General features: G+C 48.0%; 10 protein-coding genes. 7 read left to right on the top strand and 3 right to left on the bottom strand.

Translation table 11 applies throughout. The annotated features are described in order from the left end of the window. Window positions 1-715, top strand: a 715-nt coding sequence (locus Q0117_RS03310) for an asparaginase (protein WP_297922498.1), incomplete at its 5' end; no start/stop codon positions are given. Window positions 716-777: 62 nt separating this feature from the next. After that, window positions 778-1,437: a GntR family transcriptional regulator gene (locus Q0117_RS03305; RefSeq protein WP_297922495.1), complete on the top strand. Its 660-nt coding sequence runs from the start codon at window positions 778-780 to the stop codon at window positions 1,435-1,437. Between the two features lie 434 nt (window positions 1,438-1,871). Here the strand turns inward: Q0117_RS03305 and Q0117_RS03300 are convergent, their stop codons facing one another. Together Q0117_RS03300 and Q0117_RS03295 are read right to left on the bottom strand one after the other, a co-directional pair. Continuing rightward, window positions 1,872-3,041, bottom strand: coding sequence for a sugar transporter (locus tag Q0117_RS03300; protein ID WP_297922492.1), 1,170 nt, complete (start codon window positions 3,039-3,041; stop codon window positions 1,872-1,874). Between the two features lie 249 nt (window positions 3,042-3,290). Then, the gene (locus Q0117_RS03295) at window positions 3,291-3,461 is read right to left on the bottom strand and encodes a hypothetical protein (protein WP_297922490.1); all 171 of its coding nucleotides are present in this window, start codon (window positions 3,459-3,461) and stop codon (window positions 3,291-3,293) included. 369 nt (window positions 3,462-3,830) lie between these two features. Here Q0117_RS03295 and nifJ point away from each other — a divergent pair, with 369 nt between their 5' ends. The 5 genes from nifJ (at window position 3,831) to fldA (ending at window position 10,386) form a co-directional block, all read left to right on the top strand. Next, window positions 3,831-7,412, top strand: a complete 3,582-nt coding sequence (gene nifJ / locus Q0117_RS03290) for a pyruvate:ferredoxin (flavodoxin) oxidoreductase (RefSeq protein WP_297922487.1) — start codon at window positions 3,831-3,833, stop codon at window positions 7,410-7,412. Between the two features lie 110 nt (window positions 7,413-7,522). Further along, entirely contained in the window at window positions 7,523-8,215 is a 693-nt protein-coding gene (locus Q0117_RS03285; protein WP_297922484.1) for an aspartate/glutamate racemase family protein, read from the top strand. A gap of 116 nt (window positions 8,216-8,331) precedes the next feature. Beyond that, window positions 8,332-8,655 (top strand): DUF2325 domain-containing protein, encoded by a 324-nt coding sequence (locus tag Q0117_RS03280; RefSeq protein ID WP_005870807.1) that lies wholly within the window; start codon window positions 8,332-8,334, stop codon window positions 8,653-8,655. Then, window positions 8,648-9,883, top strand: coding sequence for a hypothetical protein (locus Q0117_RS03275; RefSeq protein WP_297922481.1), 1,236 nt, complete (start codon window positions 8,648-8,650; stop codon window positions 9,881-9,883). The genes Q0117_RS03280 and Q0117_RS03275 overlap by 8 nt, the downstream gene beginning before the upstream one ends. An 11-nt stretch (window positions 9,884-9,894) precedes the next feature. Beyond that, on the top strand, window positions 9,895-10,386 hold the full coding sequence (fldA, locus tag Q0117_RS03270) for a flavodoxin FldA (protein WP_297922478.1): 492 nt from the start codon (window positions 9,895-9,897) through the stop codon (window positions 10,384-10,386). Between the two features lie 724 nt (window positions 10,387-11,110). Here fldA and Q0117_RS03265 read toward each other — a convergent pair. Further along, a partial coding sequence (locus tag Q0117_RS03265) for an AMP-binding protein (protein ID WP_297922476.1) occupies window positions 11,111-13,083 on the bottom strand: 1,973 nt, incomplete at its 5' end.

Below are 13,083 nucleotides of genomic sequence, written 5' to 3'. Positions count from 1 at the left end.
AGGAACCGATACGTTGGAAGAAAGCGCATTCTTTTTAAATTTAGTTTGGGATGAGCATGCTCCGTTGGTTATTACCGGCGCTATGCGAAATGCCGATTCTATTAGCTCGGATGGTGCCGGCAATATATATGCTAGCGTGTTAACCGCTATTAGTCCGCAAAGTAGAGATCGGGGTGTGCTGGTAGTACTAAACGATACGATTCATAGTGCACTATGGGTTCATAAGAGCAATACCTTTTCTCTGCAAACTTTTGTATCGATAAATGCCGGTATTCAGGGGCTTGTGATAGAGAATGGAGTAAAATTTATAACTCCTGCCGTATCGCGTCAAATTTATCCTTTGCCTGACGTCAAATTTCCTAAAGTAGAGATTATACAAAGTTATTTGGGTTGTGACGGCGAGATGATTGAGCTTGCTGTGCGTGCTAATTTTAGCGGTATCGTAATTAGTGGCGTAGGTGCCGGACACGTATCATACGATATGGTGGATAAACTAAGAGGTGCTCAAATTCCGGTCGTCGTCGCTTCTCGCACAGGTAGCGGGATCTGCGCTACTAAGACATACGGTTATAAGGGCTCGGAGATGGATTTACAAAGTATCGGTTGTATAATGTCCGGCTGGTTATCGCCAATTAAAGCGAGGCTTTTGTTGATGCTTTTGTTGGCAAACAACATGAATTTGGAACAGATAAAAAAAGAATTTGGAAATTTCTGAGGCATCGATCTGGAATGTTTTTATATTATTTTTGTATAATACTCCTAAAAAACGGAGAATAAATGATACATCTCAATTCGGATCGTCCTATCACCACAACAGAATTTATAGTCCATAGTCTTAGTCAAGATATTTTAAACGGAAATATAAAATCCGGCTCCAAGCTAAAACAAAATGAAATTTCAAAGAGATTTAACGTTAGCGCTACGCCGGTAAGGGAAGCGCTAAAAATTCTGACGGCAAAAGGGCTAATCAGTTTCGATCCGTTTAAAGGCGCAATTGTAAAGGGGCTTTGCTACAAGGAAGCAAAAGAAATTTATGAACTCAGAATTTTATTGGAAAGCAAACTTATAACGGATGCGTTTGAAAAATATGATACTGAGTATCTACAAAAAGCAATTAATATCCAAGAACAGATCGAGACTTGCACGGATTTAAACGAATGGGCTTTGTTAAATGCCAATTTTCATCGATGCTTTTGGCAGAGCGAAAGCGGTAGTAGGACATTTAATATCGTCGAAACCCTTATAATGGCGGCAATCCCATATGTTTCACTGTCTTTGTTTTATAAAAAAACTCATATAAAATCCTCAAATGAGGAGCACAAGGCGATAATAGAAGCGTATCAGAAAAAAGACTTAAAAAAGCTAATTCATCTCAACACCATGCATACGAATAAGACTAAAAATATTTTGGAAGATGCGATAAAAAACAGTCTTTAAGTATTTTTTAAAAAAGTATGAAATCCGCGCTGCGGCAAACTTGTTAAATTCTTATCAAGATTAAATTTATGTCCACTTCTACATCAACCAAAACATTTCCCGATCAAATAGCTCCTAAAATTGCTTTTTAGAAATCACATAAATTGTATCAAAGAGAATTGATAAAAAATCTTAAGGTTTTATCGATCGCAACGATACCGACGCTAAATTTAAGCACTTCGGATATTACGCTTGATGGCAAGGACATGGCGCCGTAAGAAATAGCGCAGATTATAAACGGCGCAACTAGGCGCGAGATTAAATTTTATCTGCAAAATTTAGCTAATCGCGTGGATAAATTTTAAAAATTTAGACCCATAACGCTGCTATTTTCTAAAATACAAGATTTAAAAATGATACTCTCGAGCTTGTCAAAAATCTTTCGTAAATTTAGCCTACGCGCTATTTTTCTGCGCGAATTTCACGCTTGCATAGAGGTAGCTTGCAAGCCCCAGCGCGCCCAGTATCGCGCCCGCCTCGCCTATGTGCCAAAGCCCGAATCTCGTTGCGACTTGATGTCCCAAAAGCGCTCCGCCGCCTATGCCTACGTTGTAGATCGCCGAGTAGATCGATATCGCGACGTCGGTAGCGTCGGGAGCTAGCGCCAGGACTTTGATCTGCAAGCAGAGTCCGAAGCCGAAAATCCCCACTCCCCAGACGAAAGCTGCAAGCAGCAGCGCCGCGTCATTTGCGACAAAAGCTTTTAACGTCAGCACCGAGGCTAGGATAAAAAGGATCGAGCAGATCAAAAAGGCGTTTGGAAAAGGGCGGTAAAGCTTTGAAAAAAGCACACTTGCGGCGATTCCCGAAGCGCCGAATGCAAGCAGGACGTAGGTTACGAAGTGACCCCCTGCGGGATTAAATTTCGCCACGAAGGGCTCGACGTAGCTGTAGGTCGTAAAATGCGCGCCTACGATCAAAAATGTAAGCAGATACAAAGCAAGCAACATCGGGCGCCTTGCAAGCATCGGCAAGCTCGCAAGAGAGCCCGCGCGGCGGCTTGGCAAAAACGGTAAAATTTTCCAAAGAAACAGCGCCTCCGCCGCCGCAAGCGCGCCGATCGCAAAAAACGTAATTCTCCAGCCGAAAAGCTCGCCGACCACGCGCCCCAAAGGAAGTCCCAAAACCATGGCTAGCGAGGTGCCCAAAGCCAGCATGCCGATGGCCTGAGAGCCTTTGTTTATCGGCGCTAGGCGCACGACGAGCGATGAGGTGATCGACCAAAAGATCGCGTGCGAAATCGCGATACCGAGTCGCGCGATTACCAAAACGGCAAAATTCCACGCTACCGCCGCCAAGACGTGGCTTAGCGTAAATAGTACGAAAAGCCGCAAAAGCAGCCTCTTGCGCTCGAGCCTCGATGTAAGCAGCATCAGCGGCAGCGAAAGGATACTCACCGCCCACGCATAGATTGTGATGATTAGCCCCGTACTTGTAACGTCCATGCTAAAATCCGCCGCGATGTCGCTTAACAGCGCCACGGGGATAAATTCCGTCGTGTTAAAAATAAAGGCGGCAAACGCCAGCGCGATAACTCTCGTGTAAGCGATTTTATGGACGTTCATCGGTTTTCCTTTGGGCTTTTAAATTTGGCTTTAAGTTTAGCGCATTTAGCGGTTTTTAGCTTTTCGAGTTCTGCTCGGAATTTTAAAATTTTAAATTCCATGCCGTATATACGTGCCGCGTTTCGTGCTAAATCTAAGCGGGGGATTATAGCTAAATTTATCCTCCGCGCAGCTTGCGGAAATAGAATTTACGCTCAAAACGCAAGGTCGCGTGTGGTAAAATTCACACAGCGAGCGATCGATGAAAATTTAAAATGAAATTTGCGCTGCGCTCGGTAGGTGGCAATAAAATTCCTTATATTTGGCAGAATGCGCTGAAATTTTATGTACCGCGATGTTACAAACCATAAATAAAATTTCGCTACGTCGAGTTTGGATGTGTATAGCGGTTGAGGTTTTGTAGTGGCTAAATTTTATCACCCAGGCCTTGTTAACGATATGAGACTTCCCCCATTTTGTGGTATGTACATTTTTAAATTTCTTAATTTTCGCGCATTCCCGTCATTTGATATTTAGGTTAGAATTTCAAGCCAGACGGCTAAATTTACATTAATTTCTACCTGTTGCTCGCGATCTGCGCTTAAAGTACGCAAAAATTTATTTTCAAAGCGGAGAAAGAGCCCGTCTCAAATCGTCCGTAATGCTCGTCTAAAACTGCCAGCAGATCGCGCTTGTAGCCCGCCTGCTGTGATAAAGCTTTAGAATTTTATTCGGTTTGCGAAGCATTTAAATTTTTAAGCAATAAATATGTAAAATTAGCGAAATTTGATAATTCCAAAGGAACTAAAAATGGCAAAAGTTATGAAAACGATGGACGGAAACGAGGCGGCGGCTTACGTCTCATACGCCTTTACCGAGGTCGCGGGCATCTATCCGATCACGCCTAGCTCGCCTATGGCGGATTACACCGATATTTGGGCGTCGCAGGGCAAGAAAAACCTCTTCGGCATGCCCGTTAAGGTGGTCGAGATGCAAAGCGAAGGCGGTGCGGCGGGCACCGTGCACGGCTCACTCCAAGCGGGCGCGCTTACGACGACGTACACCGCATCGCAGGGGCTTTTGCTAAAAATTCCAAATATGTACAAGATCGCGGGCCAGATGCTTCCGGGCGTCATTCACGTCGCGGCGCGTGCGCTTGCGGCGCAAGCGCTCTCCATCTTCGGCGATCATCAAGACGTCTATGCCTGTCGCCAAAGCGGCTTTGCGATGCTTGCAAGCGACAGCGTGCAGGAGGTGATGGATCTGGGCGGTATCGCGCATCTTGCGGCGATTAAGGGGCGCGTGCCGTTTTTGCACTTTTTTGATGGATTTCGCACGAGCCATGAAATTCAAAAGATTGAGGTGATGGACTATGCCGAGTTTGATCGCCTGCTCGATCGCGAAGCCGTGCGTAAATTTAGAGCTGATGCGCTAAACTCTGAACATCCTAAAACTCGCGGCACGGCGCAAAACGACGATGTATATTTTCAGACGCGCGAGTTAGTCAATAAATTTTACGACGCGCTTCCGGACATCGTCGCGGAGTATATGAGCGAAATTTCAAAGATCACGGGGCGATCGTACGCGCCTTTCGTCTATTACGGCGCTAGTGAGCCGCAGCGGGTGATCGTCGCGATGGGTTCGGTCAATCAAGCCCTTGAGGAGGTGGTCGATCATCTAAACGCGAAGGGCGAGAAAGTGGGCGTGCTAAAAGTGCATCTCTACAGGCCTTTCAGCCTCAAATATCTCTTCGCCGCGATGCCTAAAAGCGTGCGCAAAATCGCAGTGCTTGACCGCACGAAGGAACCGGGCAGCCTCGGCGAGCCGCTGTATCTGGACATAAAAGCCGCATTTTACGGGCGTGAGGACGCCCCGCTCATCGTGGGCGGCAGGTATGGGCTAAGCTCCAAGGACGTTGATCCAGCGCAGCTAATCGCCGTGTATGAAAATTTAAAGGCAGACGAGCCTAGAAACGGCTTTACGATCGGCATCGACGACGACGTGACGCATCTATCTCTACCCGTGGGAGATAAAATTTCGCTCGGCTACGAGGATGAGACCGAGTGCCTGTTTTACGGCCTGGGCGCAGACGGCACCGTGGGCGCGAATAAAAATTCCGTCAAAATCATCGGCGATAAAACAGATCTTTATGCGCAGGCGTATTTCGCCTACGACAGCAAAAAATCGGGCGGCTACACGCGCTCGCACCTGCGCTTCGGCAAAAGACCGATCCGCTCGACCTATCTCGTCTCAAATCCGCATTTCGTCGCCTGCTCGGTCGCTGCGTATCTGGACATCTACGATGTTATCGGAGGCATCCGCGAAGGCGGCACCTTCCTTTTAAATTCCATCTGGGATGCCGAGCAGACGGCGGCAAAGCTTCCGAACAAGGTCAAAAAAATTCTAGCTGCCAGACGGGTAAAATTTTACATCCTAAATGCCACCAAGCTGGCGCACGAGATAGGGCTTGGAGGCCGCACCAATACGATCATGCAATCGGCGTTTTTCAAGCTTAGCGGCATCATCCCGTTTGAGCAGGCGCAAAGCTATATGAAGGAATACGCCAAGAAAACCTACGCCAAAAAGGGCGAGGCGGTCGTGGCGATGAACTGCGACGCGATCGATAGGGGCGCGGATGCTTTGGTGCAGGTAGCGATCGATCCTGCGTGGGTAAATTTAAAAGATGACGCGGCGGATATAAACGATAAATACAAAGGCGACGAATTTATAGAAAAGATCGTAAAACCGATGAACGCGGCGCGCGGCGATAGCTTGCCGGTGTCGGCGTTCTTGGGGCACGAGGACGGCGGCTTTGACGCGGGCACGACGCGATTTGAAAAGCGCGGCGTAGGCGTCATGGTGCCTAAATGGATCGAGCAAAACTGCATCCAGTGCAACCAGTGCGCCTTCGTCTGCCCGCACGCCGTAATCAGAGCGTTTTTGCTAGACGAAAAGGACGAGGCCGCCGCGCCTTTAAATTTAAAAGATCACCTGCTAGAAGCCAAGGGCAAGGAGCTAAAGGGGCTAAAATATAAGATCCAAGTAAGCCCGCTTGATTGCACGGGCTGCGCGCTTTGCGCCGAAAACTGCCCGAGCAAGGAAAAATCGCTCGTCATGGTGCCGCTTGAAGAAGAACTCGCAAAGGGCGAGCAAGAAAGCGCGGACTTTTTATTCGAGCACGTAAGATACAAAGACGATTTGATGGACAGATCAAGCGTCAAGGGCGTAGGCTTTGCGCGCCCGTATTTTGAATTTCACGGCGCATGCCCGGGATGCGGCGAGACACCGTACATCACGCTGATCACGCGACTTTTCGGCGATCATATGATCGTAGCCAACGCCACGGGCTGTAGCTCGATCTACGGCGGATCGGCGCCCTCGATGCCGTACCGCAAGGACGAGAACGGCCGCGGCGTCGCGTGGGCGAACTCGCTTTTTGAGGACAACGCCGAGTTCGGGCTGGGAATGAAGATCGCAAGCGAGACGCTGCGCCATAAGATCGAAGATCTTATGCTCGGCTCGCTCTCAAGCGTGCCAAACGCGCTAAAGGCGCTTTATCACGACTGGATCGAAAACAGAGACGATACGCTAAAATCCGCTCAGATTAGAGATAGACTGGTGCCGTTGCTAGAACAAAATTTGGACGCGCCCGGGGTTCGTGAAATTTTAGAGCTGAAGCAGTATCTAAACAAAAAATCGCAGTGGATCATCGGCGGCGACGGCTGGGCTTACGATATCGGCTACGGCGGGCTTGATCATGTGCTGGCTACCGGCGAGGACGTAAATGTGCTGGTGCTGGATACGGAGGTTTACTCAAATACCGGCGGGCAGAGCTCCAAAGCTAGCCGCCGCGGCTCTATTGCGCAGTTTACCGCAGGCGGCAAGGCGGTGCAGAAAAAAGACCTCGGCCAGATCGCAATGACCTACGGCAACATCTTCGTCGCGCAGGTAAATTCCAATGCAAACCAAGCCGCGACGCTAAAAGCGATCATGGCGGCGGAGGCTTACCCGGGACCTAGCCTTATCATCGCGTATTCGCCGTGTATCGCGCACGGTATCAAAGGCGGCATGGGCAGCTCGGGCGATCAAGCCGAGCTTGCGAGCAAATGCGGCTATTGGCCGACCTACACCTTCGATCCGCGGCTCGCGGCGGAGGGCAAAAATCCGCTTAAAATTTCATCCAAAGAGCCGGACTGGAGCCTTTATGAGGAATTTTTGCTAAACGAGGTGCGCTACAACGCGCTTAAAAAGATCGATCCGGAGCACGCGGGCAAGCTTTATGAAGCAAATAAAGCCGACGCGATGAGACGCTACCGCCAGCTCAAACGGCTTGCGAATGCCGATTTCGGCGATGAGGTCGTCTCTGCGGGCGCCGCGAGCGAGAATGCTTAAGATTTGCGGCTATTTGTTGAAATTCCGGCTCTGCAAATTTTGCAATCCGGAATTTTATTAAATTTCGCGGGACTACATAAAATTCCGTATAAATTTTAAAAGAGAAATCTATGAAAAAAATCGGGCTAATCGGCGGCATGAGTTACGAATCTACGATTACCTATTATGATGGGATCAATCGCAAAATTAACGAGCGTCTAGGCGGGCTAAGTAGCGGCGAGATTCTGCTAAGTAGCTTAAATTTCGACGAGATCGAGCGGTGCCAAAGAGATAATGAGTGGGGCAGGGCGGGCGAAATTTTAGCTCGTCACGCGCGAGTTTTGCAAGGCGGCGGAGCGGATTATATTTTTCTTTGCACCAATACGATGCATAAGTGCTACGAGGCGATAAATGCCGCTATCTCTGTACCATTCGTGCATATCGCGGATGCCACGCTAGATGAGCTGCGAAAGCATGACGTGCAAAAAGTAGGGCTGCTCGGCACGATTTATACGATGACGCAGGATTTTTACAAACAGCGCTTGATAGATGGCAGCGTAGAGGTGCTCGTGCCGAACGCGGACGAAATGGAAGCGGTAAACGAAGTAATTTTTAATGAGCTTTGCTTCGGTAAAATCTTACCGCACTCCAAAGAGAAATTTTTACGGATTATAGAAAAGCTTAGAGCTCGCGGTGCGCAGGGCGTGATACTAGGCTGCACGGAGATCGGGCTGCTCGTATCGCAAGCAGATACCGCCGCATGGTTATTTGATACTACGCAGATCCACATCGATGCGGCAGTAAGTCTAGCTTTAAGCGAATAAATATCAAATATGAACCGGTAAAATTCCGGCTTATAATTTCAAATTTTTATATATTATCAGTTAAATTTAATCTTTCTCTGTTATAATAACGAATATCAATCATATAAGGGGATGAAATGAACGTTTTAGTTATAGGAGCAGATGAGATTACACCCATTAAGGCGGTTTTAAAAGACCTTGGCGCGAGCAATATCGAGCACTGGGATGCACGAAACGAAAATCGCGTAAATCGTAAGCCGATCCCGCAGGATACCGAGTGTGTCGTGATGCTTACGAGCTTTTTAAACCACAACACGATGAAAAAAATCAAAGGCGAAGTAAAAAAGCGCAAAATCCCGCTCGTATGCGCTAAAAGAAGCGTCAGCTGCGTATTTTGCGAATACTGTAAGGTTTTCAATTTAAATCAAGAATTCGGTTGCAGACCTTGCGAAGATGATTAAAATCCCAAGGAATTTAAGTAATGCCGGCAAGCCCAGGCAAGCGGTTAAAAAATCGCGCACTACGCCGCAATCAAATGCTTACGACGATAAAGTTGGCGAGCTAAATTCCAAGGATTTTTTAAATTCTAACAAATTTAACGCTACTTACCTTGCACACGCCGAAAGCAAGAAATTTAGCGGCAAATTTAAAAAGTTTTCAAGCGGTAAATCGGGCGCGCTTAATCATAATGCCTCTAAGCCGTGCGCTGCAAAGAGCGCGCAAAAAGGCAGCGCGAACAGGAATTTGACAGCAAAGGCTTTTTACAACACTGGCTTAGCGCAAAAGAATTTTTTCTGCGCTAAGCGTTCGGACGAGAAATCAGCTTTATTACAAGATACTACCGCGTCAAAACGAGATATCGCGACGCGCGAAAAACGCCAAAAAGCGGATCTGCGGCGCGATAATGAGCTTATTGATGATGAAATTTTAAATGCCGAAGTTTTTAATAAGCAATTCTTTAGCGGCGAGATTTTTGGCTTTGATGCGAACGGGCGCGAGATTGCGCCAGAGGCGCTGCAGGATTATGATGCGGCTTCGCGAGCGCGAGCGATGCTAGCTCTATATAATTTTAACGTTAATGCGGATTATAGAATTCTGCCCACAAATTTAAAGGGCGCTTCGCAGTTTCGCGCTGCGTTTTTAAATTTTATCGCTTCCGAACTTAGGCGCGGTGCTCGCAAAATTTACCGCTTCAAGCCCGCCGTGAAATTCTGTACGGCGGATAATGCGATAATCTTTGCCTATCTGCGCGATATGCCGCTGCCTGTATTTGCCGCCAAGCCCGCTTATAAGCTAACTAGCGCAATCGTGAGTCTGCGTAGCGGATTGCTGCTAAACGGAGACGATGCGTTTTGCAACTTCGTATTTTGCAAAATCGCGCTTCGCAATGCAGGCGCACAGCTGCAGCTTGTGGGTAAATCGGGCGAGCTCATCGTAGTTCGCAAGAGCGGTTTTAGCCTAGGCGTGGTTACGAGCTTTAAAAAAATTCTACCTCAAAATTCAGCCATTTATGATAATGATATAAAAAAAGCGCTAGAGCTTTGCCGCGGAGCAAACCTCGATGCCCTGTATCTTGTCTATCCAAAAAATGAAAATTTTAACCGCCACGTCGAGATAAAAAGCGAATGCTTTAAGGGAAATTTCATTATGAAATTAGTACCATACAAGCTCACCGACAAAATTTATTAAAAGGATACCAAATGGTTGGAATTATTTTTGGAAGCTCGATGGGCAATACTGAGGACGCTGCGAAGCTGATCTCGGAAAAGCTCGGCATCGAAAATGAGCTTAAAAACGTTGCGGACATCGCGCCTGCAGACCTAGATAAATACACCGCGCTCATCATCGGCAGCTCCACATGGAACGACGGCGAGCTACAAGACGACTGGGCGGGCTTTGATTTTTCAGCCCTTGATGTCTCAGGCAAGACCGTCGCGATTTTCGGCATGGGCGATAGCTCAAGCTACAGCGACGCTTACTGCAACGCAATGCGCGAGCTATACGACAACTTCAAAAAAGCGGGTGCAAATATCGTAGGTGCAGTGCCTACCGACGGATATGAATTCGACGAGAGCAAGGCCGTAGTGGACGGCAAATTCGTCGGTCTTGCGCTAGACAATGACAATCAAAGCGACCTCACCGAGAGCCGCATCGAAGCGTGGGTAGCGCAGATCGCCCCATCTTTTAAATAGCCCTCCTTTAAATTTGCCGTGGAGCTCACGCTCCGCGGCACTTTCATCTTTTTTTAAAATTTAAGCTCTGCCGACTTCGGTTAAATTTAAACGGCTTTTAAATTTTAAAATTTTAATTTGCGAGAATGAAGTTTATCTTTTAAATTTAGAGCTGCTCGATACTTTTGCGCTCATGTAAATACAGACCTGCTTGGAGGCGCACGTAGCGTGATTAGAAAAAATTTAGCCTCTGTGACGGCGGAAGAATGAAGCCGAGAGTTTGCATAGCACAAGCGGATTTATAAACCTCGTCGGCATAATAATCGGCGAACGTTCGGGAAATAAAATTTGCAAATTTTATAAAAAGCGAAGCGAGAGGCATCGTTGCTAAAATTTCTCTCCGCACATACGCCATTGAAATTTCTTTCCACTCACACGCCGTTAAAATTCTCTCCGTAGCTCCGCCGTGAAATCTCGCTCGCCGTTTAATGTAAAATTTTATCTATCCACGCATCGAGCGGCTGCCGTTTGTCCGTAAAATTTAGCATAAATTTGGCGCCGCAGCCGCGTGCAGCTATCGTTTTTTAAATAAACCGCAGCATAACCCGCGAGATCGCCCGCCGCTAGGAGCGAAAACCGCAAAGCCGTGCGGCGGCGACAAAGCATAGATTTAAAAGAGAAATTTTGCTCTTTACACTACTTCGCGCAAATAGCGCAGCAAGGCGTAAATTTAAGGCTTTAAAATTTACAGCCCTAGCTCTATCGCCAGATCCTTCACCGCTTTGAGATTTACCTTGCCGCTGCCGAGCACCGGGATTTGCTCCACTTTTTTCACGACGCTTGGCTGCATTATCGGCGCCAGCGCGGAGTCCTTTAGGCGGCGCGAAATTTCATCCTCGTTCGCCTCGCCCACGTAAAGCAGAGCGATCTTTTCGCCCTTTTTCTCGTCTTTTAAGTTCACGCACGAATAGATCGCGCTTTCGCCTAAAATTTCGCCCACGGCGCTCTCTACCGCGCCCAGGCTTATCATCTCGCCACCGATTTTGGCAAAGCGCGAAAGGCGGTCGGTGATAAATAAAAACCCGTCGTCGTCGATATAGCCGATGTCACCGCTCTTGTAGTAGCGCACGCCATCCATTTGTGCGATCGCCTCAGCGGTTTTTGCCGGCTCATCGTAGTATTCCTTCATAACCTGATGTCCGCCGATTAAGATAAGCCCCTCCTGCCCGTTTGGCAGCGGCTGTAGCGAGGCGGGATCGGTGATCTTTATGACCGTGCCCGCAAGCGGCAAACCGACGCTCTTTTCGCGGTTGAAGTAAAGCTCTTTGAAAAAATCAGGCTCGAGGACGTTCGGTGTATTTACGCTCACTACCGGCGCGGTTTCGGTCGTGCCGTAGCCCTCGTAAATTTCGATGCCGAATTTTATCTTAAATTCCTTTCGGACGTTTTCGTTTAGCTTCTCCGCGCCCGCAATCGCTAGGCGAATGCTTGCCAGCATAAGCGGATTGAGCCTTTTGTTTTTGGTGTAGAGCCTAAAAAACGTCGAAGTGCCGAACATTATAGTAGCGCCGTATTTTGCGCTCATCTTGCCGACGCTAAAGGCGTCCGTAGGATCTGGCACGTGGATACTTAAAATTCCGTCGTTTAGCGGAAAGAGCGTCGTTACGGTAAGCCCGAAGCAGTGAAAGATAGGCAGCGACGCTAAAATCGCGTCGTGCTCGGTGGCGTTTATGAGCTCCGAAATTTGACGGACGTTCGCCATTATATTTTTGTGCGTTAAAACCACGCCTTTGGGCTTTCCTTCGCTGCCGCTGCTAAATAAAATGGTCGCTACGTCATCTATCGCGTGCGGCTTAAAATACAGCGCGCAAAATAAAATTTTAGGCATCAGCAGCGATTTTAGCGCGCAGGCTATGCGCTCGTTTTTAGAGACGCCCTCGCTTAGATCTTCAAGGTATACGAGCCGATCGCCGATCAAGCTTTCCAGCTCAAAGCCCTTTGATTTGAGCTTTTCTACGAATTTGCGCGAGCTGATGATCGTGCGGATATTTGCTTTATCCGCGCAGTAGATTAAATTTTCTTCGCTTAGCGTGTAGTTTAAATTTACGCTCGTTTTGCCCATCGTAAAAAGCATTAAATTTACGGCGCTTGCGATGACCGAGCTAGGCAAAACGATACCTACGTTTTCCTCGCTGCCTATGCGGCTCTTTAACCTTTTGCGAAGTATCAAAACGGCGCTCATCATCGCTAAATTTGTGAAGCTCACTCCAGTGCTATCGACCGCTACGCGCTTAAAAGGCGATTTTTTGGCTTGATTTAGCCAGTTGTAGGCAAGCGGCTTTAGGCTTGCGAGATATTTGCCCCAGCTGAAAAACGATAGCTCCGTTACTGCGCGCTTTACCTCGTGCGCTTTGGAATTTGCCTCAATCGGCGCGCCGAAGCTTACGCGAAGCGCGTTTTTACCGCTTTGCGAGATCGTTCTTTTATAATGCTCGCTGGCGCGCGAAAATGTCGATCCCCAAAGCCCTCTGATATAAAAAGGCACGATTACGGAGTTCGTATCGTGCGCGGCTAGCTCAAATCCGCCCTGAAACTCGTCTATGCGGCCGTTGTAACTGATGTGACCTTCGGGGAAGAGCCCCACTACTTCACCAGCATTTAGCGCCTCGCGGATGCTTTCGATCGCGCTTTTGCTCACGCCCGCTCCGATCGGAATGA

Origin of the sequence: uncultured Campylobacter sp., assembly GCF_937997535.1 — a bacterium.
Taxonomy (GTDB): Bacteria; Campylobacterota; Campylobacteria; order Campylobacterales; family Campylobacteraceae; genus Campylobacter_B.
This window is presented reverse-complemented; position numbering and strand designations above follow the sequence as displayed.

What these genes read in the sequence shown, in the direction of transcription:
- Q0117_RS03285 (WP_297922484.1), top strand. Translation starts at nt 7,523, where the DNA reads ATGAAAAAAATCGGGCTAATCGGCGGCATGAGTTACGAATCTACGATT.
- fldA (WP_297922478.1), top strand. Translation starts at nt 9,895, where the DNA reads ATGGTTGGAATTATTTTTGGAAGCTCGATGGGCAATACTGAGGACGCT.
- Q0117_RS03305 (WP_297922495.1), top strand. Translation starts at nt 778, where the DNA reads ATGATACATCTCAATTCGGATCGTCCTATCACCACAACAGAATTTATA.
- Q0117_RS03275 (WP_297922481.1), top strand. Translation starts at nt 8,648, where the DNA reads ATGATTAAAATCCCAAGGAATTTAAGTAATGCCGGCAAGCCCAGGCAA.
- Q0117_RS03300 (WP_297922492.1), bottom strand. Translation starts at nt 3,041, where the DNA reads ATGAACGTCCATAAAATCGCTTACACGAGAGTTATCGCGCTGGCGTTT.
- nifJ (WP_297922487.1), top strand. Translation starts at nt 3,831, where the DNA reads ATGGCAAAAGTTATGAAAACGATGGACGGAAACGAGGCGGCGGCTTAC.
- Q0117_RS03280 (WP_005870807.1), top strand. Translation starts at nt 8,332, where the DNA reads ATGAACGTTTTAGTTATAGGAGCAGATGAGATTACACCCATTAAGGCG.